Consider the following 24,875-nt stretch of genomic DNA (forward strand, 5'->3'; position numbering starts at 1 on the left):
CCCCGGCGGGCAGTTCGTCAACGCCGTGGTGGCCGGCCCGACCTGCGACAGCGACGACGCGTACGCCCAGGAGGACGGCCTGGTACGGGTCCCGCACGCGGTCGCCTCCGGCGACCCGGTGTGGATCCACTCCTGCGGCGCCTACTCCACCGCCTACGCCACCCGGGGGTTCAACGGCTTCACGCCGCTGCCGCACACCTGCGTCGGCGGCGACGGTCCGGACGGAGGCGTGGCATGACCGCGATCCGGCTGCTCCGGGATGACGACTGGGACGACGTGGTCGCGCTGGAGGAACACGCCTATGCCGCCAGCGGCCTGTCCGAGGGCGGCGAGGCCCTGCGCTCCCGGCACCGCGCCTCGCCCTCCACCTGCTTCGTCCTGGAGCACGCCGGCGGATTCGGCGGCTACCTGCTCGCCCTGCCGTACCCGCTGTTCCGCTGCCCGGACCTCAGCCTGGCCGAGTCCGGGGACGGCGCGCGGACGAGCAACCTGCACGCCCACGACCTGGTGATCGCCGAGCGGGCGCGCGGCCGGGGCCTGGCCCACCGGATGCTGCGGCACCTGGAGGAGACCGGACGGGCGGCCGGCTACCGGACGCTCTCGCTGGTCGCGGTACGCGGCTCGCAGGTGCTGTGGACCCCGCTCGGCTACCGCGCCCGGCCCGAGATCGGGCTCCCCGCGAGCTACGGCGCCGAGGCGGTCTACATGGCCAAGGCCCTGGAAACCGCCCCGGCCGATCCCGTCCCGTCCCCCTCCAGAGCCGAAGTGGGCTGATGCACATGTCCTCCGCACGCGACGAGTTCCGCCGCTCCCAACTGGCCATCGGCGCACTGTTCTTCGTCCTCGGATTCCAGTACGCGACCTGGGTCTCCCGGGTGCCCGCGCTCAAGGCCCGGCTCGATCTGGGCGAGGCCCGGATCGGCCTGCTGCTGATGACCTGCGGGATCGGCGCGGCGGTGTCCTTCCCGCTGGTCGCGGTGCTGATGCGGCGGTTCGGCTCCCGCCTGCTCTCGGTGCTGTCCGCGCTCGCCCTGGGCGTCATCCTGCTCGCGCTCTCCGTGGTGCCGAACTACCCGGTCACCCTGCTGGTGCTGTTCTGCGACGGCGTCGCGGTCGGCTGCCTGAACGTCGCGATGAACGCCCAGGGCGCCGCGCTGGAGGCCCGCTTCGAGCGGACCACGATGTCCAGGCTGCACGCCACCTTCAGCGCCGGGTCGCTGCTGGCCGCCCTGCTGGCCTCCGGCGTCAACGCCTTCACCGGCACCCTCGCCGTCCACTTCGGCCTGGCCGCGCTGCTGCTGGCGGTGCTGGTCGTCGCGGCCCGGCCCGGGCTGCTGGCCGACGGCCCGCAGGAAGCCGCCTCGCTGAAGGAGCGGAAGGAGCGGAAGGAGCGGCGCGGCGTCACGCTGCCCGCCGTGGCGACGCTCTGGATGGGCCTGGCGATGGTCTTCGGCACCGTCACCGAGGGCGCCATGAACGACTGGTCCGCGCTCTACCTCAAGGACGTGGTGCACGCCGGCGCCGGACTCGCCCCGATGGGCATCGCCGTGGTGTCGGTGATGATGGTCTGTGCCCGGATCTTCGCCGACGGCTGGCGCACCCGCTTCGGCGACGGCCGCATCGTCCGCACCGGAAGCCTGCTGGCCGGCCTGGGCCTGGCCCTCGCCCTGCTGGTCGGCGGCGTCGTCCCCACGTTGCTCGGCTTCGCCTGCGTCGGCCTCGGCGTCGCCGCCGTCACCCCGTGCGTCTACGTCGCCGCCGCCCGCCAGGGCTCCGACGCCCTCTCCCTGGTCGCCGCCATGGGCACCACCGGCCTGCTCGCCGGCCCCGCCGCCATCGGCTTCATCGCCGGCGCCACCGGCCTGGCCTGGGGCATGGCCGCCGTCGCCGCCTCGGCCGCCGTGGTCTCCCTCTGCGCCACCCGCATCCGCTGGCCGCAACCTGTCTCTGCTGCCCCTCGGCTCGCCCCTGACGCAAGCGCGGCCGTCGGAAAGGCATCTGACGGTGCGTGGGAGAGTCGGATCTTCTAGAGTCGCCTGCGGTACGACCGTACGACCATGAGCAGCACGAGCCGCGTGCGAGGGAAGGACAGCATGACCGAGCAGGCCCCCGCGCCCTTCGAGCACGTCGACGAGGACTGGCAGACCGCGGTGGTGATCGTCGCCCACCCCGACGACATGGAGTACGGCGGCGCCTCGGCCGTCGCCCGCTGGACCTCGCAGGGCAAGAGGGTGATCTATGTGATGGTCACCAGCGGCGAGGCCGGGATCGACTCGATGAACCCCGAGGAGTGCGGGCCGCTGAGGGAGGCCGAGCAGATCGCCTCGGCGCGGGTGGTCGGGGTGGAGACCGTGGAGTTCCTCGGGTACCCGGACGGGGTGGTGGAGTACGGGCTGCCGCTGCGCCGGGACATCGCCCGGGTGGTGCGACGGCACCGGCCGGACATCGTGATCACCAGCAACTTCCGGGAGACCTACGGCGGGGTGTTCCTCAACCAGGCGGACCACATCGCGGTCGGCCGGGCCACCCTGGACGGCGTCCGGGACGCCGGGAACCGCTGGGTGTTCCGCGAGCTGGTGGACGAGGGGCACGAGCCGTGGAACGGGGTGCGGCAGATCTGGGCGGCGGCCTCGCCGGAGGCGAAGCACGCGGTGGACACCACCGACACCTTCGACGCCGGTGTCGCCTCGCTGGAGGAGCACAAGGCGTACCTGGCCGGGCTGGGCGGGGCGATGGCGGACGCCCGGGAGTTCCTGGAGGGGGTCGGCGGCGGCGCGGGCACCCGGATGGGGACGCGTTTCGCGGTGCCGTTCGAGGTGTTCCCGCTGCGCTAGTCGGGAGGCTCGGCGGAGCCGGGGCCGGAGTCCGAGCGGGCGTCGGCGCCTTCGCGGAGTCGGCGCCGGTAGCGCAGCACCTGCCGGAGCAGGAAGGCCGCGACCAGCACCCCGAGGCCGATCGCGAACCAGAGCTGGTAGCGGATCGCCGTCCGGTAGACCGTGCCGATGTTGGCCCCGGCGACATAGCCGAAGGTGCCCCACACCGCGGTCCACAGCACCGCGCCTAGCAGGTTGAAGACCGCGAAGCGGCGCCACGGCATCTCGGTGGTCCCGGCGATGATGCCGTTGTACTGGCGCAGCCCGTCCACGAAGCGGGCGACCGCGACGACCTTGCCGCCGTGCCGGGCGAAGAAGCCGTCCGCGCGTTCCATCCGGGCCGGGGTGAGCAACACGTAGCGGCCCCAGCGGTGGACGAAGGCGCGCCCGCCGGTGTGGCCGATCAGGTAGCCGAGGCTGTTGCCGATCGCGGCGGCGCCCGCCGCGATCAGCAGGACGGCGGCGAAGTCCAGGTGCCCGGTGCCGGCGTACACCGAGGCGAGCACCAGGATGGTCTGCCCGGGCACCGGGATGCCGCAGTTGTCGAGCAGGACGAGCAGCGCCACCGCGAGGTACCCGTAGTGGTCCAGCAGTGGTGCGAGCCCGGCGAGCGCCCCGGGCAGCGGGGTCGAGGAGGCGGACACCGCTCCTCACCACCTCGCGCGGGTCGGGCACGGGGCGGTGGGGGAGTCGGTCAGTGTTCCGCCTGGCTGGACTTGATGTGCTCGATGTTGCAGTCGGGGCCGGGGTAGATCAGGCCTTCGTGGCCGTCCTCGAAGCGGACCACGTACGGGGGCTCGCCGTCGGTGCCGCGCACCTCCGTGATGATGCCCTTCTGGTCCACCATGCCCACCGACCTGCTGTGGATATGGAGCTGGTCACCTACCGCTGCGTGCATGGTCGTGCTCCTCGGGTCGCGGTGGCCGCCTCCGCGGCCGTTCCGCTTTCCACTGTGCTGCGGGCGCGGCGGGCTCGCAACGGCTCGGGCGGACGGGATGCGCGCGGCCCGTGGGTCGTGCGTCAGCCGCTGGACGGCTGTTGCGCCAGGTAACCGCGTACCAGCCGCTTGCACTCGGCGATCAGCGCCGGATCGCCGTCCGGGTCGCCCCGGAAGGCCAGTTTGAGCACCGCGTCGGCCGCCTCCAGGGCGACCCGCAGGGCGAGCGTGGTGGCCGCCGGGTCGCCCGCGGCGAACAGTTCGCCGCCGAGCGCCTGCAGCCGCAGGGCGACGGCGGTGTTGTTGTCAACGCCCGCGTCCAGCAGGTGCGTCTCGTCCTGGACCCCGGCCGGCACCGCGGTGTCGGCCAGCCCGAAGTCCACCTGGCCGAACCCGGGCACCGCGCGCTTCATGGCCACGAACTCCTCCACCGCGAGGTCGGTGAAGCCGGCCGGGCCGACCGGCGCGGAGGTGGCCAGCCGGGCGTCCAGCCGCTGGAGGTACTGGTCGAGGTTGCGGGTGGCGAGCGCGGCCAGCAGGTCCTCCTTGCCGGCGAAGAACTGGTACAGGGTGCCGATCGGCACCTGGGCGCGCTGGGCGACCTCCTTGGTGGTGAGCGCGGTCGCCCCGACCTCGTCCAGTAGCCCGGCGCAGGCGTCCAGGATGCGGCCGTACCGCTCCTGGCTGCGCTGCTGGACCGGCCGCCGCCGGGTCGGCCCGGGCGTTTGGTGACTCCGAGTGTCCGAACTCATGCCGCCACTCTGCCGCATCCGCTGTGCCGACGGCGAATCACCGGGGCGCGGAAGGACCGGTGTTTCCGGTGGGGGAGGAATCGACTGGTGGCCGGAGCTGAACGGCACGGTGGCGGGAAGGTGTCCACGGGTTGGCTTTGGTCTTGTCGTGGACGCGATGGCCGGTTCATACTCCTGAGGCGGATCACCTTGCGTGATCAAGGCGTGCCTCTTCGTGCCGATCGCGCGCGAACTCAGCTGTCTGTGGCGACGACGGACGACACCGCCGCCACCCGAAGTCTGGACGGACCCGTGTGCCTCCTTTCCCGTACCGCGTCCCGTTATGCGTCCCGTCGAACGGAAGGAGGGGATCGGTTCGGTGACCTTGTTCTCCATCGGGCGTGAGGCCCTCGACACCGAGCACCGTCGTCAGTTCCTGGAGGCCGGCTACCTGGTCCTGCCCGCACTGCTGCCCGAAACACTGCGCGAACGCCTCGTCCCCGAGGTGGACCGGTGGGTGGACGAGGGCCTGCGGGCCCGCTCGATCGAAGCCTGCACCGACCCCGTCCGGCACGGGCCGCCCCCGCTGCTGGAACTGGAGCTCCCCGCCCACGGCCGGCTGCTCACCCACCCGCCGCTGATGCGGGCGCTGACCGGGCTGATCGGGCCCTCCTTCGTCTTCCACCACCTGCACAGCGACCGCCAGGCCCCGGGCATCCCCGGAAAGCCCTGGCACCACGACTGCGAGCCCAACGACGGCCCCGACCCGGCGCTGCTGATGGTCCACACGCTGCACTACCTCGGCGGCCTGGACGAGAAGGTCGGCAGCCTGGCCGTGCTGCCCGGCTCGCACCACAGCACCGCCGGCAAGACCGCCTACGCCCACCACGGCACCGCGGAACTGCCCGGCGAGGTGGTCATCGACCGGCTGCCGCCCGGCTCCACCGTGCTGCTCAACTCGGCGCTGTTCCACACCCGCAGACCGGCACCCGACGGGCCGGGCAGGCCCCGGTACTTCATCGACGCCTCGTACTGCCAGGTGGGCGCGCGCTGGCGCCCGGTGAAGCCCTACTGGCGGCAGATGCTCGCCCGGGCCCGCGAACTGGACCTGGCCGACGGCCAGTGGCCCGAGCTGTTCGCGGAACACCACTTCACCGAGTACACCGCAACCCTCTGAGGAGCACAGCCGTGGAGATCGTCACCGCCGTCGCCTACCCCGAGGTCCACGACGCCTACCTGCGGGACCACCCGGTGGAGCGGGCCCACGAGGCGAACAGCAACCTGTACGGCGAGGAGAACGTCGAACGCGCCGATCGGATCCCCGGCGGCTGGTGGCGGGTCCGGTTGAGTCGGGCCGACCTCCTCGGCGTCGTCCTGCCCTGGCACCTCAGCGAGGGCGGCGCGCTCGAACTCGTCCCGCGCACCGGGCTGACCGTGGCCCAGGCGGCCGAACGCGTCCGCTCCGGCGGCGCCGCCTGGGCGGCGGCCAACCCGGTCTGCGCGGGCAAGCTGCGGGTGCTGCGCCGGGCGCCGTTCACGCCGCTGTTCCTCAGCACCGGGCCGGTCGACCACCCCGACTACGCGGACCTGCTGGTCCGGGAGGGACTGATCCACATCGACGGCCTGCACCGCATGCTGGCCTGGGAGTTGGCCGGGCGCCTGCCCGAACGGGCCGGGCTGGACGGGTACCTGGTGGGCGACCCCGGGGTGCTCGCCCGGCCGGTGGGAGCGGCACGGGCGGGGGACGAGTCGGCGTGACCCCCGCGACGCAGCACCTCCGCTCCGCGTCCGCCACCAACTCGCTGACCGCACTGCTGGCGCAGCTCGCGCGGTCCCACCCCGACCGGCCCGCCCTCACCGACGCCGTCCGTGCCTACGACTACCGCACGCTCGACTCCGCCGCCGGGCGGATCGCCGCCCGGCTGGCCGCCGGCGGCACCGGGCGGGGCGACCGCGTCGCCCTGCTCGGACCCCGGGACGCCCGGATGCTGGTGCTGCTGCACGGGGTGCTGCGCTCCGGCGCGGCGGCCGTGCTGGCCGACCCGGACTGGTCGGCGGCCGACCTGGCCCGCCGGCTGGCGGCCGTCCGGGTGTCCCGGGTGCTCGCCACCGGGGGCGGCCTCGGCGGGGAGGTGGTGGACGTCGAGGCGGCCGGCCCGTCGTGGTCGGGCGGTGAGGCGGCGGGGGAGGACCTCGCCTACCTGTCCTTCACGTCCGGGTCCAGCGGTGAGCCCAAGGCGGTGGCGGTCACCCAGGACAACGCCGTGCACTACGCCCTGTCGCTGGCCGCGCGGCTCGGCCTGACCCCGTCGGACGCCCCCCGCCTGGCGCACGTCACCACGCTGGCCGCCGACCTCGGGCACACCGCCTGGCTGCTCGCGCTGGCCACCGGAGGCTCGGTGCACGTCGTCCCCGACCGGGAGGTGCGCGACCCGGAGGCCTTCTGGGCCTCGCTGCGCCGGGCCGGGGTCGACACGCTGAAGACCACGCCCTCGCACCTGACCGCCCTGCTGGAGGGGCGCCCGGCCGACACGCCGCCGCTGCGCACCCTGCTGCTGGGCGGAGAGGCGCTGCCGCGTCCGCTGGCGGCCGCGCTGCTGGACGGCAAGGTCACCGAGCGGCTGGTCAACCACTACGGGCCGACCGAGACCACCGTCGGGGCCAGCTGCTTCCTCGCTGCCTCCGCCCGGGACCTGCCCGCCGGGGAGCCGACCGTGCCGATCGGCAGCGGGATCGGCGAGGTGCTGCTCACCCTGGTGGACGAGCGGGGGCGGGCGGCGGCCGAGGGGGAGCTGCTGGTCGGCGGGCGGGGCGTCAGCGCCGGCTACTTCGGGCGGCCGGCCGAGACCGCCCGCAGCTTCGTCCGGCGGGACGGCCGACTGATGTACCGGACCGGTGACGTGTGCCGTCGGCGGGCGGACGGGGAACTGGTCTTCCTCGGGCGGGTGGACCGCCAGGTGAAGGTCCGGGGCTACCGGGTCGACCTCGCCGAGGTCGAGCGGGCCATGGACGGGTACCCGGGCGTCGCCGGCTCGGCGGCGCTGCTGCGGGAGACCGCCGTCGGGAACCAACTGCTCGGCGCCGTCCGGCTGTTGGAGGGCGCCGACGTCGGGGGCCTCGACGCGTATCTGCGTGACCGGCTGCCCGGCTACTCGGTGCCGCAGCCGATCCTGGTGCTCGCTGAGTTCCCGGTCGGGCCGAACGGCAAGCTGGACCGGCCGCGGCTGGGTGAGCTGGTCGCCGAACTGGTCGAGGTCAGGGCGGAGCCGTCGGGGCCCGGCGGGGACGGCCCGGCGGGGGAGATCGCCCGGTTCTGGGCCGACGCGCTCGGGCTGTCCGGCGTCGGGCCGCAGGCGGACGTGCTCGCCCTCGGCGGGGACTCCATCCTCGCCATGCGCACCATCGCCCTCCTGCGGCGCTCCGGGCTGCGGGTCGCCTACGAGGACTTCTACCGGCACCCGACGGCGGCCGGGCTGGCCGCGGTGGCGGTGCCGGTCCCCGCTGCCGTTCCGGCTCCGCCCCGACCCGTCGGTGGCGGCCGACTCGCGCCCGCCCAGCGCTGGCTGTACCGGCAGCGGTCCGTCGAGGACCCGCGGCACTGGAACCAGTCCGTACTGCTGCGCTGCCGCACCGCCGTCGACCCGGCCGCGCTCTCGGCGGCGGTCGCGGCCGTACTGGAAGGCCACCCGGTGCTGCGTCGGCCCGTCTCGCCGGACGGGTACGGCGAACCCCGGGCGGTGACCGAGCTCGATCCGCTCTCCCACTCCCGGATCCCGCGCGCGGCGGGCGCGATCGCCGACACCGTCGCCGGAGTCTGCACCGAACTCCACCGCAGCCTCGACCCCCTGGCCGGACGGCTGCTGCGCGCCCACCTCTTCACCGGCCCGCCCGGCACCGACGACCGACTGGCCTTGATCGTCCACCACCTGGTGGTGGACGGGCTGTCCTGGCGGATCCTGCTGGACGACCTCGCCCACGCCTACCGCGCGGTGCTCGACCAGGCCGTGTCCGATCAACGACCGGCCGGCCTGCCGCCGACCCCCGACTTCTACCAGTGGGCGGCGGCCGCGCCGCCGCCGCCCACTGCGCCGGAGGCTCCGGCTCCGGTACCGCCCGCCCGACCGGCCGCGCTCAGCTGGTCCCTGGACGAGGACGCCACCGCCCGGCTGGTCGCCCGGTACGGCGGCGGGGCCGGGCTGGAGGCCGTCCTGCTCACCGCCTTCGCCGGGGCCGTCACGCGCTGGCGGGGTGAGCCCCGGCTCGCGGTGGAGGTGGAGACCCACGGCCGGGACAGCGTCGGCGACCCGGGCGAATACCTGGACACCGTCGGCTGGTTCACCGCCGTCAAGCACGTCGAGCTGGACCCCTCGGCGGGCGCCGAGGCCGCCGCGCGGCGACTGCGCGAGGCGCCCGTCCGACCGATGGACGCACCCGGCGAACGCCCCGCCGTCGGGTTCAACTTCCTCGGCACCTTCCGGCTCCCCGAGGAGCCCGCGCTGGACTGGACCGTCGCCGACGAACAGGCGGGCCTGGCCCGCTGCGCCGGAGGCGACCCGCTGTACCGACTGCGGCTCACCACACGGGTGGTGGAGCAGCGGCTGGTCGCCGACCTGGTGTACGGGTGGCCCGGCGTGCCCCATCCCGCCGCCGAGCGGATCGCCGCCCGCTTCGCCGAGGCGCTCGCCGGGCCGTCGGCGGAGCAGCCCGTCCGCGCGCCGCTCTCCACCTCCGGCCAACTGCTGCACGCCCGGGTGCCGCCCACGGCCCGGGTGGGCGTCCGCGAACCCGCCCGGGTGCTGCTCACCGGCGCCACCGGCTACCTCGGCCGGCACCTGCTGGACGCCTTCCTGCGGCGCGGCGCCGAGGTCACCTGCCTGGTCCGGGCCGGGGACGAGGCGGAGGCGTTACGCCGCCTGGGCGTCGGTCGGGCCCGGGCGGTCGCCGGGGACATCGACCGGGACGGCCTCGGCCTCTCCCCGGCCGCGCTGGAGCGCGCCCGCACCGCCCGGATCGTGGTGCACGCGGCGGCGGACGTCCGGCTGGTCGCCTCGCCCGACGAGCTGGAGCGCACCAACCACACGGCAGTGCGCCGGCTGCTCGGCTGGATCGGGGAGCACACCCCGACGGCCGCGCTCCACCACGTCTCCACCCTCGCCGTCTCCGGCGGGGTGGACGGACCGCCGCGCCGCTTCAGCGAGGCCGACCTGTGGATCGGCCAGCACTTCCGCACGCCGTACGAGCGCACCAAGTACCGGGCCGAGCAGGCCGTCCGGGCCTGGGCGGCCACCGGGCACGCCGCCTTCCTGTACCGCAGCGGGCACATCGCCGCACACAGCCGGACCGGCGCCTTCCAGGCCAACGCCGGCGACAACCGGATCTACCAGCTCATCCGCGGCTACCTGCTGGCGGGCGCCGCCCCCAGCCGGCCGGACACCTCCTTCGCGTTCTCGCACGTGGACACGGTGGCCGCCGGGATCGCCGCGATCGCCCTCGACCCGTACGCCGCGCCCGGCGCCTACCACGTGGAGAACCCGTACGCCGTGCCGCACGACGAACTCGTGGGCCGGCTCGCCGAGTTCGGCTACCCCGTCCGGCTCGGCGACGACGGGGCCTTCGCGGCCGCCATCGCCCGGGCCGAGCGCCGGCACCCGACGGCCGCCCGACTGGCCGCCGCCTGGGCGCAGCAGGAGGAGCGCAACGTCCGGGTGGACAGCGCCTACACCACCTCCGTGCTCGACCGGCTGGGCGTCCGCTTCGCCGCGCCGACCCCGCAGTGGTGGTCGGCCGTGCTCACCTGGGCGTCCGAGGCCGGCTACCTCCCGCCCCGCTGACCCGATCCACTCGACCCACGGAAGGCAGACTCCGTTGCCCCAGCTCTCCCCGGTGCTCAAGCAGGCCACCCCGGTCGTCGCCGTGCGCGGCGAAGGCCTCCACCTCTACGACGCCGACGGCCGCCGCTACCTCGACTTCACCTCCGGCGTGGGGGTGACCAGCACCGGCCACTGCCACCCCCGGGTGGTCGAGGCCGTCCGTGAACAGGCCGGCCGGCTGATCCACGGCCAGTACACCACCGTCCTGCACGATCAACTGCTTACCCTCACCGAGCGGTTGGGCGAGGTCCTGCCGGCCGGACTGGACTCGCTGTTCTACGCCACCGCCGGGACGGAGGCCGTGGAGGCCGCGCTGCGGCTGGCCCGGCACGCCACCGGGCGGCAGAACGTGATCGTCTTCGAGGGCTCCTTCCACGGCCGCACCATGGGCGCGGCCGCCCTCACCACCGCCGGGACCCGCTTCCGGGCGGGCATCGGCCCGCTGGTGCCCGGGGTCGCGGTGGCGCCCTTCCCGGCCGCGTTCCGGCTGCGACTCTCGCTGGGGCTCTCCGAGGAGGAGGCGGTGGCGCACGCCCTGCGCGGGCTGGACGAGGTGCTCGCCACCGTCTCCGCGCCCGCCGAGACGGCGGCCATGTTCGTCGAGCCGGTGCTCGGCGAGGGCGGCTACGTCCCCGCCCCGGCCGGGTTCCTGGCCGGACTGCGCGAGCGGGCCGACCGGCACGGCATCCTGCTGGTCGTGGACGAGGTGCAGACCGGCTTCGGCCGTACCGGCCGGTTCTGGGCCCACCAGTACGAGCGCGGCGTGCTGCCCGATGTGCTGATCACCGCCAAGGGCCTGGCCAGCGGCTTCCCGCTGTCCGCGATCGCCGCGCCGACCGAACTGATGCGGCGCGCCTGGCCCGGTTCGCAGGGCGGCACCTACGGCGGCAACCCGGTGGCCTGCGCCGCCGCCCTGGCCACCCTGGACGTGCTGCGTGAGGAGCGGCTGGTCGAGAACGCCGCGGAGCAGGGCGCACGGCTGCTGGACGGGCTGCGGGCGGTCGCCGCCGAGGCGCCCGGCATCGCCGACGTCCGGGGCCTCGGGCTGATGGTGGCAAGCGAGTTCTGCCGCCCGGACGGCTCGCCGGACCCGGACGCCGCCCGGCGGGTCCAGCAGACGGCGGCCGACCTCGGCCTGCTGCTCCTGCTCTGCGGAACCCACCTCAACGTGGTCCGGATGATCCCCGCCCTGGTCGTCACGGCCGGGCAGATCGACGAGGCACTGGCGCTCTGGTCCAAGGCCGTCGCGGCCGGGGCCCGGTAGGAGGAGGTCTGATGAGCGAGCACACGGTGGCCGAAATCGGCTGGAGCAGTCTGGAGTTGGAGGCTCGGCGGGAGCTGTGGTCGCTGCCGCTGGGCGAGCAGGAGCGGCGGCTGCTCTGGGCCGATGCGCGGGTCGGGCGCTGGGGCGCGGCCGGACCGGTGCGCGAGCGGTTGCGGACCTTCGTCCGGGACAGCATCGCCTCCGTCGGCCTCACCCACGTCGGCCGGCTGGTCGACCCGGCGCAGCCGGAGCAGGAGATCACCGAGGTGGTCTCCTTCCTGCTGCGGGACTACGGCCGGATCGTGCCGCAGAACGGGCGCGGCGACCTCACCTCGGTGCTGCGCGACCAGGACGGCGACGGCAACACCGAACTCGGCTTCCACTGCGACACCTGCGACCTGCTCGTCCTGCTCTGCATCCAACCCGCCTACCACGGCGGCGGGTTGACCAAGCTGGCGAGCGCCCGGCACGTCCACGACCTGATCGGGCAGGAGCGGCCGGACGCGCTGGCCACCCTCGGCGAGGACTGGACCTTCGACCGGAGCGGCCGGGCGGGCCCGCAGGTCGTGGTCACCCCGATCCTCCACCCGCAGAAGGACGGGACTATCGGCTGCTACTACCAGACCCGAACCGTCCGCTCCTCCCCCGACCGGGGTGGGCCGGAACTGACGGACCGGCAATGGGAGGCGCTGGGCGTGCTCGACGAGGTGCTCTACCGGCCGGAGATCGCCTTCGGACTGCCGATGGCCGCCGGGGACCTGCTGATCATCCGCAACAGCCGGGTGCTGCACGGGCGTTCACCGTACGTGGACGAACCCGGGCCGCACGCCCGGCGGATGCTGCGGATCTGGCTGAACGAGGAGGAGGCGTGGACACCGTGACTCAGTCGCACGGAAAGGTCGCCCTGGTCACCGGCGGCGGCAGCGGCCTCGGCCGGGCCTCCTCGCTGGCCCTGCTGGCGGCGGGCTGGACGGTGGTGCTGGCCGGGCGGCGCAAGGACGCGCTGGAGGAGACCGCCGCGCTCGCCGAGGTCGACCCGGCGCGGATCCTCACCGTACCGACCGACATCCGCAGCCCCGAGGAGGTCGCCCGGCTCTTCGACGCCGTCCGCGACCGCTACGGCCGGCTCGACCTGCTGTTCAACAACGCGGGCGCGGCCGCCCCGCGCCGGCCGATCGTCGAGACCCCGTTCGAGGACTGGAACCGGGTGCTGGACACCATCGCCACCGGCAGCTTCCTGTGTGCCCGGGAGGCTTTCCGGCTGATGAGCACCCAGTCCCCGCAGGGCGGCCGGATCATCAACAACGGCGCGCCCTCGGCCCACGTGCCCCGCCCCAACTCCCTGGCCTACACGGCCGCCAAGCACGCCGTTCTCGGCCTCACCAAGGTGCTCGCCCTGGACGGCCGCCCGTACGGCATCTCCTGCGGGCAGATCGACGTCGGCAACATCGCCCCGCCGGACGGCGGTCCGCAGCCCGCCGCGATGCAGGCTGACGGCACGATGGCGGTCGAGGCGACCATCCCGGTGGAGCGCTTCACCGAGGCCCTGGTGCTGATGGCGTCGCAGCCGCCCGACACCACCATCCAGTCCCTGGTGGTGCTGCCGAGCACCATGCCGTTCGTGGGGAGGGGGTGAGCCGTGCTGGTCAGCGCCCGCTCCTTCGCGGAGTACCGCGCGATGTTCGCGCTCACCGACCGGGACTTGGAGCAGCGCATCCTGGACTGCCCCGGCGGCGCGGCGGGTTTCGTCGCCGAGGCCGGCCGGCGCGGCATCGACGCGGTCGCCGTCGACCGTGAATACGCCGTGCACCGTGAGGAGTTGGGGCTGCTGGTCGAGCGGGAGACGCTGTTCAAGCGCGAGGCGCTGGTGAAGGAGACGGCGGGCTTCGCCCGGACGTGGTACGCCGACGCGGACGACATGGTCCGCCAGTGGGTCGCCAACGCCCGGACGTTTCGGGCCGACATCGCCGACCGCCCGGATCGCTACGTCGCCGGGGCGCTGCCCGAACTCCCCTTCGCCGACGGATCCTTCGACCTGGTGCTCAGCTCGCACCTGATCTTCTCCTACGGCAACCGGCTGGACGAGGACTTCCACCGGGCCGCCCTGCTGGAACTCGCCCGGGTGGCGCGGCGGGAGGTCAGGATCTTCCCGGTGATGGTGTACGACACCGGGGAACGGTATGAAGGGCTGGACCGGCTGCGCGATGAGCTGGCGGGGGTCGGGATCGGGAGCCGGGTGGACCGGGTGGCGTACGAATTCCAGCCCGGGGGCAACGAGATGCTGGTGCTCTCCTGCGCCGGGTACCGGGCGCCGGGCTCGGTGGCACCCCGGGCCGCCGCCTCCGAACCGGTGCGGTGGCGACACCGGGAGGGGGTATCTGGCAGAACCGCTTGATCAACTGCGCTGGCTCGGTTCATGGTTGACGGTATGACCGCACATCAGCACCATGACCACCACGAGCAGCACGGGCACCATGAGCACCACGCCTCGAATGCTGAGCGTGCGGGCCACGCCCACCACGCGCACGGCGCCCCGCAGGGGCTGACGGCCTCCGACCAGGGCTTCACCCTGATGCCTCATCGTGGTCCGCCGGGCTACACCGTCACGCTCACCGGGCGGTTGGCGGCCGTCCGAGTCCTGGACGGCCAGGGCCGAGCCGTGCGGTGCTGTGGGAGCATGGCGCGATGGATCAAGGTCGCCAGTTGGTCAGTTCAGCCTCGCCCATGGAACCCCGGATCGGCATGTCCCGGGCGGTACGCAAGAGCTCGTACATCGCGGTGGCCGGCACCGCGCCCATCGGGGCGGACGGCAGGAACGTCGGGAAGGACGACGTCTACGCCCAGACGGTCCGGTGCCTGGACATCGTTGAGGCCGCACTGAAGGCCGCGGGCTCGTCGCTCCAGGATGTCGTGCGGACCCGGATGATGCTCACGGACATCACGCGCTGGGAGGAGGCCGCCCGGGCGCACGGCGAGCGGTTCGCCGAGATCCGACCGGCCTGCACCTTCGTCGAGGTCTCCCGGTTCATCGACCCGGAGTGGCTGGTCGAGGTGGAGGTCGACGCCGTTCTCGGCTGACCCGGGGTGCCGACCACGTGTCGTGTCCGGGGCGTGGAAATGCCCTCGGCGGTCGCGGAGTCGGCCCGCTACGGTGACGATCATGGTGAACTTCGTACTGGTCGCGGGCGCGCGGCTCGGGGCCTGGGCCTGGGACGACGTGGTGGCGCGCCTGCGGGCGGCCGGGCACGGCGTCCACCCGCTGACCCTCTCCGGCCTCGCCGACCGGCAGGGCGTCCCGGCCGGGCAGCAGACCCACGTCCAGGACATCGTGGCCGAGGTCGAGCGCCTCGACCTGCGCGAGGTCGTGCTGGTCGGTCACAGTTACGCGGGCGTTCCGGCGGGGCAGGCCGCGGCGCGGATCGGCGACCGGCTGGCCCACCTGGTGCTCGTCGACGCCAGCCTTCCGGTCGACGGCCGGTCGTTCGCCGAGGGTTGGCCGGACGGCGGGGTGGCGCTGACGGCGGCGATCGCCGGGAACGGCGGGTTCTGGCCGAGCGCCACCGCCGCCCACTTCGAGGGCCACGGCCTGACCGACGGGCAGATCGCCCGCATCGTCGCCGGCTCGACCCCGCACCCGGGCGCCACCCTGACCGAACCCGCCGTGCTGACCCGCCCGTTGGCCGAGCTGCCCGCGACTTACCTGCTGTGCCTGCTCGCCGCGGCGGAACCCGACGAGGAGGTGGCCGAGCTGGTGGCCGACGGGCACTGGCGGTTGGTCGAACTGGACACCGGGCACTGGCCGATGTTCTCCCGGCCGGCCGAGCTGGCCCGGATCCTGCTGGACACCGCCGGGCGGTGATGCCCGCGGCCCCGTCAGACGCGGGGCCGCAGGCCGTCGATGAGGACGGTCAGTACCTGGTCGGCGTCCTCCGGGGCGTGTTCGCGGGCCCGGGCGGCCGAGGCGATGAGGGTGAACAGGCCGTTGACGGTGATGTCCTGGCGGACCTCGCCGGCGAGCCGGGCGCGCTCCCACCCGGCCGAGAGCCCGTCGCCAGCCAAGCCGAAGAAGACTCCCAAGCCCACCACCCCGCCCGCCTCGTCGGAGTCGGGATCGCCGTCCGCCCCGGCGCCGCCCGGCTCGCCCACGAAGCATCACGCCTCGCCGACGGCGACCACGACCGGTGCGCCCGTGACCGGCACCCAGACCCCCACGGCGGACTGCGGCTCGACGGCCGGCCCGGTGGTCACCCCGAGCGCCAGGGCGACCCCGGTACCGACCGGGCAGCCCACCACCGCGCGCCCACCACCGCGCGCCCGACGCCGCAGCAGCCGACCCCGACCCGCACCCCGGCCCCGTCCCCACGACCGACACTCCGTCGCCGACGGTCACCCCCACCACGACGGCCGGCCCGTCGTCAGCGACTGGCCCCAGCGCGACGGCGACCACCCCCGTTGCCGCCGCCGCGCCCACGGCCAGTCGACCCAGCTGCCGGGGTGGCCGATCTGCTCGACGCCGAAGGCGCCGAGGTCGGTGCCGGAGGCCCCGGCCACCGTGTAGTAGGCGGGCGCGCCGCCGACGTTGACGCCGATCCGCCCGTCCGGGAACGCGGTGGCGTTGCGGTGCGCCCGGCGCAGCACCAGCGCCGTCTTGCCGACCCCGGCCGGGCCGGTCACCAGCAGCAGCCGCTGCCCGTCGCCGGACGCCGCGCCCGGTCCGCTGTCCGCGCCGCTCTGCTCGCCCAGCCAGGCCAGTTCGGCCTCACGTCCGACGAAGCGGCCGGGCTCGCGGGGCAGCCGCGCCGGGGCGGCGACCGGTCGCGCGCGAGGGACGGACCGGATCCGGGCCAGGGCCTCCTGGAGGCCGGTGCCGGGGTGGCGCGCAGTCTGGCGATGTGGCCTGCAGGGCGGCGCGGGCGGTGGGCGGTGGGGCGTGGTCCCGGGCGAGGTCGAGCAGCCGCTCGACCGGGACGATGCGGTTGGCCTCCAGGGCGAGCGCGGCCAGTGCGGCGCGGCGCCGGGCGCCTCCGATGTGGGCGGTCGTGTCCTCGGCAGTCCGCAGCTCCAAGGGTCCCAGCAGCAGAATCCGCACGCCGCTCCTGTGCTCTCGTCCGTCCTCGCCCCCGGGCCTGCACCTTATCGGGCCGGCGGCGGTGGCCGGTCACCTCTGGTGTTTCGGCGTGACGTCAGTAACATGAGTACTCCTCACGTTTCCGCCAGGAGGCTGCCATGCCGGATCGCTTCGACCTGCCGGCGGGGTTCCGCTGGGGTGCCGCCACCGCTGCCTATCAGATCGAGGGGGCGGTGGACGAGGACGGCCGCGGCCCGTCCGTCTGGGACACCTTCTCGGCGCGCCCGGGCGCCGTTCGCGACGGGCACACCGGTGCGGTGGCCTGCGACCACTACCACCGGTACCCCGAGGACATCGCCCTGATGAAGGACCTCGGGCTGGACGGCTACCGCTTCTCCGTTTCCTGGCCCCGCGTCCTGCCCACCGGCGCGGGCACCGTCAACCCCGCCGGACTCGCCTTCTACGACCGGTTCGTCGACGCCCTCCTCGACGCCGGCATCACGCCGCTTCCCACCCTCTTCCACTGGGATCTCCCGCAGGCCCTGGAGGACGAGGGCGGCTGGCTCAACCGCGACACCGCCCACCGCTTCGCCGAGTACGCGAGCGTGATGGCGGACCGGCTGGGCGACCGCGTCCCCGCCTGGATCACCCTCAACGAGCCCTTCGTTCACACCGTCTTCGGCTACGCCCTCGGCACCCACGCCCCCGGCCGTACCCTGATGTTCGAGGCCCTCCCCGCCGCCCACCACCAGCTCCTCGCCCACGGCCTGGCTGCCGCGATCCTCCACGAGCGAGGCCTGAAGGTCATGCTCTCCAACAACCTCACCCTGGTCGAGCCGGCCACCGACTCCGCCGAGGACGCGGCCGCCGCGGCGGCCTACGACGCCCTTCACAACCGGCTGTTCACCGACCCCGTCCTCCTCGGCCGCTACCCCGACCTCTCCGCCCTCGGCGTCCCCGACGACATCTACGGCGCCGTCCAACCCGGCGACACCGACCTCATCCACACCCCCGGCCTCGACGGCCTCGGCCTCAACTTCTACAACCCCACCCGCATCGCCGCCCCCACCGACCCGGGCCTGCCCTTCGACCTCGTCGACATCCCCGACGTCCCCCACACCGCCTTCGGCTGGCCCGTCGTCCCCGACGCCCTCCGCCAACTCCTGCTCCACCTGAGGGACGTGTACGGCGACGCCCTCCCACCCATCACCATCACCGAGAACGGCTGCTCCGTCACCGAGGACACCAACCCCGACCAGCCCCGCATCGCCTACATGGCCACCCACCTCGACGCCCTCGCTGCCGCTGTGGCCGAAGGCGTAGACGTCCGCGGCTACTACACCTGGTCCCTGATCGACAACTTCGAATGGGCCGAGGGCTACCACCAGCGCTTCGGCCTCGTCCACGTGGACTTCGCGACGCAGAAGCGCACCCCGAGGGCCTCGTACGCCTGGTACCGCGACATGATTTCCAATCATCGAGTCCGCAAGCCAAGGTAATGGGGCTTTGGTCGCGGTGGGATGTACGGCTTCTCGGTAACGGTCGAGAGGCCATCCGTACGGCGCAGCCTGCGGCAGCCGTACCCCGGACACTGCGCAAAAGACAGGGTGTTCGACAGGTCCACAGCCCATGGCCAGTGGTTCAACCGTCGGTCTGTTGCGCGGTGACGGGCCGCCTTGCGGTTCCGGGGCCCGCAACGGGGAACTTGGCGAGCGTCGTGCGTCAGAGCGAAGCTCAGGGCTGGGCAATCCTGGCTGAGACGAACCAGACCTGGACCGCGACCTCCTCGGGCCAGCAAGGGCACCGCCAACGGCACGAAGGCGATCATCTGGCCCTGCAGCGGACAGTCCAAGAGTCGACGGCCCCGACTATCGGCCAGTGCTGGGCCATGGGCCCGTTGAGGACGTCGCCACCCCTGCCGGGCGCGGCGAGGAGTACGCCCGCCTTGATCCGCGGCTCGACCAGGTGCACCACGTTCCCGGTGTCGGGGTCGTTGAGTCCGGCGCCCAGGAGCAGAGCTGCGGTGAAGCCGCCGAGGGAGTGTCCGGCGAGGGCGACCTTGGTGTGGTCGATCCGTCCCGCGAGCCGCGGCACGGTGCGCTCGATCACGTCGAGCCGGTCGAGGATGTGGCTCATGTCCTCGGCACGGGAGCGCCAGAAGTCCGGTGCACCGGCGGCGTCGGCGACCAGGTGGCTCAGTGTCCGGGAGGTGAGGTGGGTGGGCTGGACGACGACGAATCCCTGTGCCGCCCAGGCGTTGGCGAGCGGCGCGTAGCCGTTCAGCGAGGAGAGGTTGTTCGACGGGCCGTGACCGTGGGAGGCGCCGATCCGCCAGATCGCTGCCAAGGCGGGTGTAGGGACGGGAACGATCTACCGACACTTCCCGACCCGGGCCGATCTCGTCACGGCCGTGTTCCGCCACCAGATCGAGGAGTGCGCGGAGGCGGGGTCGGTCCTGCTGGCCGACGCCGACTCCCCGTTCATCGCGCTGCGCCAGTGGATCGACCTGTTCGTTGACTTCCTGGTCACCAAACACGGGCTGGCCGACGCGATGCAGTCGGACAGCAGCGGCTTTGCCGCACTGCACCGCTACTTCCTCGACCGTCTGCTGCCGGTCTGCGCGCGGCTGCTCGACGCCGCGGTCGAGGCGGGGGAGATCAGGGCGGGCACCCATCCCTATGAACTGATGCGCGGCATCGGCAACCTGTGCATCGGAGGCGGAGACCCGCACTACGATCCCCGGCGCCTGGTCGAACTGCTCCTGTGCGGATTGCAGTGCCACCCGTCGGAGTGACGTCGACGGTAACTGCTCGCCGGGCGCGGTCAAGTGTCCGCGGGGTGCGGGCCGGACCGCCGGACGCCGCGAGGCCCTCTTCGCCCCCGCACTCGCCGCGCCGCCGAGCTCGACAGCTGAGCCGACCCGCTGCGGCGGTTTCACCCGACGCCCTCGCCGGCGACTTTCACCAGTGCCTGCGTGCCGATCACCGCCAGCAGCGCCAGCCGTTCGGCGTCCTCGGTGCCGGGTTCGGCCGTGTAGACCATGATCCGCAGATCGCTGCCCGCGACGCTGAGCACGTCGCAGTCCAGCGTCAGCGGTCCCACCTGCGGGTGGTCGATGGTCTTGCACGAGGCCTCCTGGTGTCCCACCGCGCCGGAGTCCCACAGCTTGGCGAACCGCTCGCTGTTGCCGCGCAGATCAGCGATCAGACGCCGCAGCCGCAGATCCGCCGGGTAGCGGCTCGCCGTCGCCCGCAGGTCGGAGACGACCGCGGTCTCCAACGCCCGCCGAGACTCCGGCGTGTGGCGGACCCGGCTGCCCGAGCCGAGGAAGTTCCGCCACGCCCCGTTGCGCTCCTTGCCGTGCCGCTCACCCATCAGCGCGGTGTAGAGCGGATTGGCCAGCAGCAGCGTCCACGCCGCGTCGGAGACCGCGACGGGTGTGCCGGTCAGCCGGTCCAGCATCCGTTGCACGCTGGGCGTGATGTAGCCGGGCACCGTGCCGATTCCCGGCGCTACCAGCCCGGCGACCCGGAAGAGATGCTCACGCTCCTCCGCGTTCAGTCGCAGCGCCCGCCCCAGCGCCTCGACGACCTGCTCCGACGGGTTGGTCGCCCGGCCCTGTTCGAGGCGGGTGACATAGTCGACCGAGACCCCGGCCAGCAGCGCCAGCTCCTCCCTGCGCAGTCCGGCCGCGCGCCGATGGCCGCCCACCGGCAGGCCGGCCGCCTCCGGCGGGACCCGGTCACGCCAGCGCCGCACCGTCTGCCCGAACTCCATGGTCGCCATGCCACCACTGTGCACCACCCCACCCGCGGGTGCCTGGTACTGGCAGTCCCAGGAAGATCGGACGCCTGGCTGACGGCATCGCCGCGCAGCATCGTGGAGGCATGACCACAACACTGATCACCGGAGCGAACAAGGGGCTCGGCTTCGAGACCGCCCGTCAACTCATCGCCGCAGGCCACACCGTGTACATCGGCAGCCGGGACCCCGAGCGCGGGCGTCGCGCCGCCGAGCAGTTGGGCGCGCGGCTGGTCGTCATCGACATCACCGACGACGCCTCGGTCGCCGCAGCGGCGAAGACCGTCGAGGCCGACGGCGGCCTTGACGTGCTGGTCAACAACGCCGGCGTGGAGGAGCGGGCCGAGGACAACGGAATCATCGGCGCCGCGGACGTCACCGCCGACCTGATGCGGAGCACGTTCGAAACCAACGTCTTCGGCACGGTACGCGTCACCCACGCGTTCCTCCCGCTGCTGCAGCGCTCCGCCGCCCCCGTCGTCGTCAACCTCAGCAGTGGCCTGGCCTCGCTCACCCGCGTCACCACCGCCGACACCCCCACCTACGTGTACCCCGGCGTCGCCTACCCGGCCTCCAAGGCCGCCGTCAACATGGTCACCGTGCAGTACGCCAAGGCGTTCCCGAACATGCGCATCAACGCCGTCGAGCCCGGCTTCACCAAGACGGACCTCAACGGCAACACCGGCATCCAGACCGTCGAACAGGGTGCCGAGATCATCGTCCGCATGGCCAGCCTCACCCCGGACGGTCCCACCGGCACCTACACCGACGCCGAGGGCCCGCTGCCCTGGTAACCGACCCGCCCACGACGGCCGCCCCGGCCGACGATCATGTCTTCGCCCTGGAGGAGCATGTGCTCAGCCCATCCTGGTCAAGGCCCTGCGCGACACCATCCGGCTTCCCGCCGAAGGCCCACGCGGCTTGGCTGCAGAGGCAGGCGGCGGATCCCTGGGTACTGAACGGAGGTCAGGGATCCGCCGCTCAGCCAGCGCATCATCGGTAGCACGATCATGGCAGGGTCAGCCCGCACCTTGGGACTTCCGTGTGAAGGCGTCTGCAGTCCGCCTGGCCAACGAGTCGTCCTGCCTTGAGTCCGTGACGTCGGTCCATCCGTGAAGGTATGCGCTGCGGCTGGGGGTCAAGGGGTCGCAGGTTCAAATCCTGTCGTCCCGACCAGAGTTTTCGCAGGTCAGAGGCCATTTCCGTAGTAAATGCGGGAACGGCCTTCGTGCGTTCTCCGGGCCTGGTGAGTGCAGGGTGAGGTGAGCATCCCGGGGCTCCCGGCCGGGTGAGTGCGGGGTGTTCTCGACCTGGGGATTCGGGCGGGAGATGTCTGGTCGGCGGTGGTGAGCGCGCGGTCGATGATGCCGACGGCCTCGCGGGCGGCCTGGGTGGTGAGGTGACCGTAGATGTTCGCAGTGGTGGACAGGGTGGAGTGCCGCAGGGTCTTGGAGACCACGGTGAGGGGAACGCCGGCGGTGATGGAGATGGTCGCGGCGAGGTGGCGCAGATCAGGGACGATGGTGCGGGGGAGGTCGAACTCGCGGCACAGGTAGTGGAAGTGGTTGAGGACGTAGGCGGGGTGGAGGGTGCGGCCGTCGGGGCGGTGGAAGACGTATCCGTCGCGGGGCGCCCGGAGCTGTGAGGGGCCTCTGTCGGCCGCGCGGTGGCGCAGGGCAGTGGCGACGCGCCGGGAAATGGCGACCCAGCCCTTGCTGGAGCGGGTCTTCGGCGGGGTGAGGACCAGCCGGTTGTTGTCGACAGCGGACAGCGTGTGGCGGATCTAGAGGACGCGGTCGGGCAGGTGAACGTCGGTCCAGTGCAGGGTGAGGGCTTCGCCTTTGCGTATGCCGGTGCCTATGAGGATCTCGATGAGGTCGGCGAAGGCCGGGTCGGTGGCTCGGTAGCGATCCAGGAATCGGATGGCGTCCTGCACGGTCCAGATCTGACGTTCGGCAGCGGCCGGGCGAGGGATGACGGTGGGGCGGGCCGGGATGCAGGGGAGCCGGTGGTGGCAGACGGCGTCGCCGAGGGCACTGGAGAGCGTGGCGAGGCAGCGGTGAACGGTGACTTCCCCGCGCCCGGTTGTCGTGGCGACAAGGGATCGTAGTCGCGCGCCCACACCTTGCGGGTTCGTCCCGATGGGACTTCCGTCAACACTGCGGCAAGGGACCGTGTGCGAGGCACTTGGTCGAGCTGTTGTCTACAGGTGCGGGGACGGTTAATCAAACTACTGACTTCGGCTCGTCGATCTCGCTCACTCGGTCGACTCCTGGCCGAGGAGCAGGTCGAGCAGGCTGGCAGGGGCGTTGTCGCCGAAGATGAGCTGGTGATTCTTGTCGGATTCGGCGGCGAACTGGGCAGTGCGGGGAAAAAGGGCCTGCTCGTACTTCGCAAGGGCGGCTTCGACATCGTCGGGATGTGCGGCGATGGCTTTGCCGAGTTCGGCGCCGTCGAACATGGCGAGGTTGGCGCCCTCCCCGGCGAACGGTGACATGAGGTGGGCGGCGTCGCCCAGCAGCGTCACTCCGGGAACGCGGTCCCAGCGGTGGCCGATCGGCAGGGCGCTGATCGGGCGCGGGGAGAGGGCTGTTTCCCCGTCAGTGATGAGTGCGGTCAGTTCAGGCGCCCATCCGGCGAATTCAGCTGCGACCTGGGCCGCCGCCGTCTCGGGACTGGCGACAATGGTGGCGATCCAGTCCTGCGGCTTGTCGAGCGCGACGTAGGTGTGAAGAACGGCGTCGGCCTCTCGGTGGCCAAGGATCCCCTTGCCGGCTGTGACGGCGAACAGGGAACCGTCGCCGACGGCCTTGGCCGCTGCGGGGTGGCGCTGGTCGGCGTCGTACAGGTAGGTCTCGATGAACGACGTGCCGACGTACTCGGGCTTCGCGTCGGAGAGCAACGGCCGGATCCTCGACCAGGCGCCGTCCGCGCCGACGAGGAGGCCGGTCGTCACGGTCGGCCCGTCGGCGAAGGTCAGCTCGTGCCTCCCGTCTCGGAGGGGGCGGACGCCGGTGACCTTGTGTCCCCACTGGATCACCTCGTCGGGCAGCGAGTTGATCAGGATCCGACGCAGGTCTCCGCGGAGTACCTCCGGGCGCCCGCCTGTGCCGTCGTCGGGCTGTTCGAGCAGTACCGCGCCGTGCTGGTCGAGCACGCGCAGGGCCTGGCCGCCTTCGTGGATGATCGCGCGGAACTCGTCGGTGAGGCCGGCCGCTTCGAGGGCGAGCTGCCCGTTGTACTCGTGGATGTCGAGCTGACCGCCCTGCGTGCGGGCGTCCGCCGATGTCTCGGCTTCGTAGATGGTCGCGGGGATGCCGTGCAGGTGCAGGACCCGCGCGAGGGTCAGGCCGCCGAGCCCGGCGCCGACGATCGTGACGGGAGTGGTCATGGTGGTTTCCCTTTCGGCTGGACACGCGCTACTCGGGTACAGTGTTCGCAGTAATGGTGCCACGATAGCACTACTGCGAACAGTGGGCGCAGTAGTGAGGAGGAAAGCTGATGGACGACGCTCACACAGTGATCTGGAACCGGCCGGAGCGGGCCGCGAAAGGCCCCGCGCCGTCACGCACGCGGGCGGAGATCACCAGCGCCGCTATCGCGATCGCCGACGCCGAGGGCATCGAGGCGCTGTCCATGCGGCGCGTCGCCAAGGCACTGGGAACGGGCACAGCCTCGCTCTACCGTTACCTGGCATCCAAAGACGACTTGCTCGACCTCATGCTCGACGCCGTAGCGGCCGAAGATGGCGGCCCGCCTGCCCCCACCGGCGACTGGCGCAGCGACCTGCGAGGCCTGGCACATCGTTCCCGGGCCGCCTTCCACCGGCATCCCTGGATGACCTCCCTCGCAGCAGGGCGCCCATCACTTGGACCGAACTCCCTCGACGTCATCGAACACGCACTCGCCGCCCTCGATCCCCTCGGCTTTGATATCGACGTCATGATCACCGTTGTCGACACGCTGCAGGCCTTCGTCCGCGGCTACGCCATCGGCGAGCTCGCCCAACAGGAAGCCGTCCGACGCTCCGGAGTCGGCATTCAGCAATGGATGGACGCCCATGCGCCCTACCTCGACAGAGTCGTCAAGAGCGGGCGCCATCCGCTCCTCGCCCGGGTCATTCGTGATGCCGAACTTCCCCACGCGGCCGACAGCGCCGAGCGTGGGTTCGAACTGGGACTCGAACGACTTCTCGACGGATGGGAGGCCAACCTCCCGGTCCGGTCCTGACGATCCGGCAGCGTCACCTGGCGGTTCATCGGGGAACTCCATACCCCGACGCCAGCCTCCGCCCGCCGAACCCCTGACCCAACGCGATTCCCCGAAGCGAC

The 24,875-nt window shown here is 72.8% G+C and carries 26 protein-coding genes and 3 pseudogenes; 17 read left to right on the forward strand and 12 right to left on the reverse strand.

Going from position 1 to position 24,875, the window contains the following annotated elements; all coding sequences use genetic code 11:
• The 4 genes and pseudogenes from ACFQ87_RS21940 to ACFQ87_RS21955 form a co-directional block, all read left to right on the forward strand.
• A pseudogene (locus ACFQ87_RS21940) lies at nucleotides 1-238 on the forward strand (type III PLP-dependent enzyme); the annotation flags it as partial.
• Nucleotides 235-774: a GNAT family N-acetyltransferase gene (locus tag ACFQ87_RS21945; protein WP_380612482.1), complete on the forward strand. Its 540-nt coding sequence runs from the start codon at nucleotides 235-237 to the stop codon at nucleotides 772-774. The pseudogene ACFQ87_RS21940 and the gene ACFQ87_RS21945, both read left to right, overlap by 4 nt.
• Before the next feature lie 5 nt (nucleotides 775-779).
• Nucleotides 780-2,030 (forward strand): MFS transporter, encoded by a 1,251-nt coding sequence (locus ACFQ87_RS21950; protein ID WP_380612483.1) that lies wholly within the window; start codon nucleotides 780-782, stop codon nucleotides 2,028-2,030.
• Nucleotides 2,031-2,093: 63 nt separating this feature from the next.
• Nucleotides 2,094-2,834 (forward strand): PIG-L deacetylase family protein, encoded by a 741-nt coding sequence (locus ACFQ87_RS21955; protein ID WP_380612559.1) that lies wholly within the window; start codon nucleotides 2,094-2,096, stop codon nucleotides 2,832-2,834.
• On the opposite strand, the gene ACFQ87_RS21960 is transcribed toward ACFQ87_RS21955, so the two are convergent.
• The 3 genes from ACFQ87_RS21960 to ACFQ87_RS21970 all read right to left on the reverse strand — a co-directional run bounded on the left by ACFQ87_RS21960 (nucleotide 2,831) and on the right by ACFQ87_RS21970 (nucleotide 4,562).
• Nucleotides 2,831-3,517 (reverse strand): DedA family protein, encoded by a 687-nt coding sequence (locus tag ACFQ87_RS21960; RefSeq protein WP_380612484.1) that lies wholly within the window; start codon nucleotides 3,515-3,517, stop codon nucleotides 2,831-2,833. The genes ACFQ87_RS21955 and ACFQ87_RS21960 overlap by 4 nt on opposite strands.
• A gap of 50 nt (nucleotides 3,518-3,567) precedes the next feature.
• On the reverse strand, nucleotides 3,568-3,771 hold the full coding sequence (locus ACFQ87_RS21965) for a DUF1918 domain-containing protein (RefSeq protein ID WP_380612485.1): 204 nt from the start codon (nucleotides 3,769-3,771) through the stop codon (nucleotides 3,568-3,570).
• Nucleotides 3,772-3,893: 122 nt separating this feature from the next.
• Nucleotides 3,894-4,562 carry a TetR family transcriptional regulator gene (locus ACFQ87_RS21970; RefSeq protein ID WP_380612486.1) on the reverse strand — a complete coding sequence of 223 codons (669 nt, stop codon included), beginning with the start codon at nucleotides 4,560-4,562 and terminating at the stop codon, nucleotides 3,894-3,896.
• Between the two features lie 358 nt (nucleotides 4,563-4,920).
• Between ACFQ87_RS21970 and ACFQ87_RS21975 the strand changes: the two genes are divergently transcribed.
• The 9 genes from ACFQ87_RS21975 to ACFQ87_RS22015 all read left to right on the forward strand — a co-directional run bounded on the left by ACFQ87_RS21975 (nucleotide 4,921) and on the right by ACFQ87_RS22015 (nucleotide 15,534).
• Entirely contained in the window at nucleotides 4,921-5,718 is a 798-nt protein-coding gene (locus tag ACFQ87_RS21975) for a phytanoyl-CoA dioxygenase family protein (RefSeq protein WP_380612487.1), read from the forward strand.
• 11 nt (nucleotides 5,719-5,729) lie between these two features.
• Nucleotides 5,730-6,299, forward strand: a complete 570-nt coding sequence (locus tag ACFQ87_RS21980) for a DUF6309 family protein (protein WP_380612488.1) — start codon at nucleotides 5,730-5,732, stop codon at nucleotides 6,297-6,299.
• Nucleotides 6,296-10,372: an AMP-binding protein gene (locus tag ACFQ87_RS21985; RefSeq protein ID WP_380612489.1), complete on the forward strand. Its 4,077-nt coding sequence runs from the start codon at nucleotides 6,296-6,298 to the stop codon at nucleotides 10,370-10,372. The genes ACFQ87_RS21980 and ACFQ87_RS21985 overlap by 4 nt, the downstream gene beginning before the upstream one ends.
• Nucleotides 10,373-10,406: 34 nt before the next feature.
• Nucleotides 10,407-11,675 (forward strand): aspartate aminotransferase family protein, encoded by a 1,269-nt coding sequence (locus tag ACFQ87_RS21990; protein WP_380612490.1) that lies wholly within the window; start codon nucleotides 10,407-10,409, stop codon nucleotides 11,673-11,675.
• 11 nt (nucleotides 11,676-11,686) lie between these two features.
• The gene (locus tag ACFQ87_RS21995) at nucleotides 11,687-12,556 is read left to right on the forward strand and encodes a TauD/TfdA family dioxygenase (protein WP_380612491.1); all 870 of its coding nucleotides are present in this window, start codon (nucleotides 11,687-11,689) and stop codon (nucleotides 12,554-12,556) included.
• Nucleotides 12,544-13,311, forward strand: a complete 768-nt coding sequence (locus ACFQ87_RS22000; RefSeq protein ID WP_380612492.1) for an SDR family oxidoreductase — start codon at nucleotides 12,544-12,546, stop codon at nucleotides 13,309-13,311. Before ACFQ87_RS21995 ends, ACFQ87_RS22000 begins: the two co-directional genes overlap by 13 nt.
• A gap of 3 nt (nucleotides 13,312-13,314) precedes the next feature.
• Nucleotides 13,315-14,070, forward strand: a complete 756-nt coding sequence (locus tag ACFQ87_RS22005; RefSeq protein ID WP_380612493.1) for a methyltransferase domain-containing protein — start codon at nucleotides 13,315-13,317, stop codon at nucleotides 14,068-14,070.
• Between the two features lie 329 nt (nucleotides 14,071-14,399).
• Complete coding sequence (locus ACFQ87_RS22010) at nucleotides 14,400-14,753, forward strand: RidA family protein (RefSeq protein WP_380612494.1); 354 nt, start codon at nucleotides 14,400-14,402, stop codon at nucleotides 14,751-14,753.
• Nucleotides 14,754-14,835: 82 nt separating this feature from the next.
• A complete protein-coding gene (locus tag ACFQ87_RS22015) occupies nucleotides 14,836-15,534 on the forward strand; it encodes an alpha/beta fold hydrolase (RefSeq protein ID WP_380612495.1) in 699 nt (232 codons plus the stop codon).
• A 14-nt stretch (nucleotides 15,535-15,548) separates the two neighbouring features.
• Here the strand turns inward: ACFQ87_RS22015 and ACFQ87_RS22020 are convergent, their stop codons facing one another.
• The 4 genes from ACFQ87_RS22020 to ACFQ87_RS22035 form a co-directional block, all read right to left on the reverse strand.
• Nucleotides 15,549-15,821, reverse strand: coding sequence for a hypothetical protein (locus ACFQ87_RS22020; protein ID WP_380612496.1), 273 nt, complete (start codon nucleotides 15,819-15,821; stop codon nucleotides 15,549-15,551).
• Nucleotides 15,822-15,827: 6 nt separating this feature from the next.
• Nucleotides 15,828-15,968 (reverse strand): hypothetical protein, encoded by a 141-nt coding sequence (locus tag ACFQ87_RS22025; RefSeq protein ID WP_380612497.1) that lies wholly within the window; start codon nucleotides 15,966-15,968, stop codon nucleotides 15,828-15,830.
• 93 nt (nucleotides 15,969-16,061) lie between these two features.
• Complete coding sequence (locus ACFQ87_RS22030; RefSeq protein WP_380612498.1) at nucleotides 16,062-16,349, reverse strand: hypothetical protein; 288 nt, start codon at nucleotides 16,347-16,349, stop codon at nucleotides 16,062-16,064.
• Between the two features lie 85 nt (nucleotides 16,350-16,434).
• Nucleotides 16,435-16,764, reverse strand: a complete 330-nt coding sequence (locus ACFQ87_RS22035) for a hypothetical protein (RefSeq protein WP_380612499.1) — start codon at nucleotides 16,762-16,764, stop codon at nucleotides 16,435-16,437.
• A gap of 137 nt (nucleotides 16,765-16,901) precedes the next feature.
• Between ACFQ87_RS22035 and ACFQ87_RS22040 the strand changes: the two genes are divergently transcribed.
• Complete coding sequence (locus tag ACFQ87_RS22040) at nucleotides 16,902-18,242, forward strand: GH1 family beta-glucosidase (protein WP_380612500.1); 1,341 nt, start codon at nucleotides 16,902-16,904, stop codon at nucleotides 18,240-18,242.
• 343 nt (nucleotides 18,243-18,585) lie between these two features.
• On the opposite strand, the pseudogene ACFQ87_RS22045 reads toward ACFQ87_RS22040, so the two are convergent.
• Nucleotides 18,586-19,062 (reverse strand): annotated as a pseudogene (locus ACFQ87_RS22045) (alpha/beta hydrolase family protein); the annotation flags it as partial.
• On the opposite strand from ACFQ87_RS22045, the pseudogene ACFQ87_RS22050 reads away from it, so the two are divergent.
• Nucleotides 19,061-19,537: pseudogene (locus tag ACFQ87_RS22050) on the forward strand (TetR/AcrR family transcriptional regulator); the annotation flags it as partial. The pseudogenes ACFQ87_RS22045 and ACFQ87_RS22050 overlap by 2 nt on opposite strands.
• Before the next feature lie 140 nt (nucleotides 19,538-19,677).
• Here ACFQ87_RS22050 and ACFQ87_RS22055 read toward each other — a convergent pair.
• Nucleotides 19,678-20,529, reverse strand: a complete 852-nt coding sequence (locus ACFQ87_RS22055; protein WP_380612501.1) for a helix-turn-helix transcriptional regulator — start codon at nucleotides 20,527-20,529, stop codon at nucleotides 19,678-19,680.
• A 101-nt stretch (nucleotides 20,530-20,630) separates the two neighbouring features.
• Here ACFQ87_RS22055 and ACFQ87_RS22060 point away from each other — a divergent pair, with 101 nt between their 5' ends.
• The gene (locus tag ACFQ87_RS22060) at nucleotides 20,631-21,338 is read left to right on the forward strand and encodes an SDR family NAD(P)-dependent oxidoreductase (protein ID WP_380612502.1); all 708 of its coding nucleotides are present in this window, start codon (nucleotides 20,631-20,633) and stop codon (nucleotides 21,336-21,338) included.
• A gap of 395 nt (nucleotides 21,339-21,733) precedes the next feature.
• Here the strand turns inward: ACFQ87_RS22060 and xerC are convergent, their stop codons facing one another.
• The 3 genes from xerC to ACFQ87_RS22075 form a co-directional block, all read right to left on the reverse strand.
• Complete coding sequence (gene xerC, locus ACFQ87_RS22065; RefSeq protein ID WP_380612560.1) at nucleotides 21,734-22,327, reverse strand: tyrosine recombinase XerC; 594 nt, start codon at nucleotides 22,325-22,327, stop codon at nucleotides 21,734-21,736.
• Nucleotides 22,328-22,480: a hypothetical protein gene (locus ACFQ87_RS22070; protein ID WP_380612503.1), complete on the reverse strand. Its 153-nt coding sequence runs from the start codon at nucleotides 22,478-22,480 to the stop codon at nucleotides 22,328-22,330.
• Between the two features lie 321 nt (nucleotides 22,481-22,801).
• Nucleotides 22,802-23,935 carry an FAD-dependent oxidoreductase gene (locus ACFQ87_RS22075; protein ID WP_380612504.1) on the reverse strand — a complete coding sequence of 378 codons (1,134 nt, stop codon included), beginning with the start codon at nucleotides 23,933-23,935 and terminating at the stop codon, nucleotides 22,802-22,804.
• A 110-nt stretch (nucleotides 23,936-24,045) separates the two neighbouring features.
• Between ACFQ87_RS22075 and ACFQ87_RS22080 the strand changes: the two genes are divergently transcribed.
• Complete coding sequence (locus ACFQ87_RS22080; RefSeq protein ID WP_380612505.1) at nucleotides 24,046-24,774, forward strand: TetR/AcrR family transcriptional regulator; 729 nt, start codon at nucleotides 24,046-24,048, stop codon at nucleotides 24,772-24,774.
• The last annotated feature ends 101 nt before the right edge of the window (nucleotides 24,775-24,875 follow it).

The sequence above is a fragment of the Kitasatospora sp. NPDC056531 genome, from assembly GCF_042794375.1.
Taxonomy (GTDB): domain Bacteria; phylum Actinomycetota; class Actinomycetes; order Streptomycetales; family Streptomycetaceae; genus Kitasatospora.

Coding starts and splice junctions, on each gene's coding strand:
- ACFQ87_RS22015 (WP_380612495.1), top strand. CDS start 14,836: ATGGTGAACTTCGTACTGGTCGCGGGCGCGCGGCTCGGGGCCTGGGCC.
- ACFQ87_RS21965 (WP_380612485.1), bottom strand. CDS start 3,771: ATGCACGCAGCGGTAGGTGACCAGCTCCATATCCACAGCAGGTCGGTG.
- ACFQ87_RS22010 (WP_380612494.1), top strand. CDS start 14,400: ATGGAACCCCGGATCGGCATGTCCCGGGCGGTACGCAAGAGCTCGTAC.
- ACFQ87_RS22060 (WP_380612502.1), top strand. CDS start 20,631: ATGACCACAACACTGATCACCGGAGCGAACAAGGGGCTCGGCTTCGAG.
- ACFQ87_RS21950 (WP_380612483.1), top strand. CDS start 780: ATGTCCTCCGCACGCGACGAGTTCCGCCGCTCCCAACTGGCCATCGGC.
- ACFQ87_RS22055 (WP_380612501.1), bottom strand. CDS start 20,529: ATGGCGACCATGGAGTTCGGGCAGACGGTGCGGCGCTGGCGTGACCGG.
- ACFQ87_RS22075 (WP_380612504.1), bottom strand. CDS start 23,935: ATGACCACTCCCGTCACGATCGTCGGCGCCGGGCTCGGCGGCCTGACC.
- ACFQ87_RS22080 (WP_380612505.1), top strand. CDS start 24,046: ATGGACGACGCTCACACAGTGATCTGGAACCGGCCGGAGCGGGCCGCG.
- ACFQ87_RS21995 (WP_380612491.1), top strand. CDS start 11,687: ATGAGCGAGCACACGGTGGCCGAAATCGGCTGGAGCAGTCTGGAGTTG.
- ACFQ87_RS21970 (WP_380612486.1), bottom strand. CDS start 4,562: ATGAGTTCGGACACTCGGAGTCACCAAACGCCCGGGCCGACCCGGCGG.
- ACFQ87_RS21955 (WP_380612559.1), top strand. CDS start 2,094: ATGACCGAGCAGGCCCCCGCGCCCTTCGAGCACGTCGACGAGGACTGG.
- ACFQ87_RS21945 (WP_380612482.1), top strand. CDS start 235: ATGACCGCGATCCGGCTGCTCCGGGATGACGACTGGGACGACGTGGTC.
- ACFQ87_RS22040 (WP_380612500.1), top strand. CDS start 16,902: ATGCCGGATCGCTTCGACCTGCCGGCGGGGTTCCGCTGGGGTGCCGCC.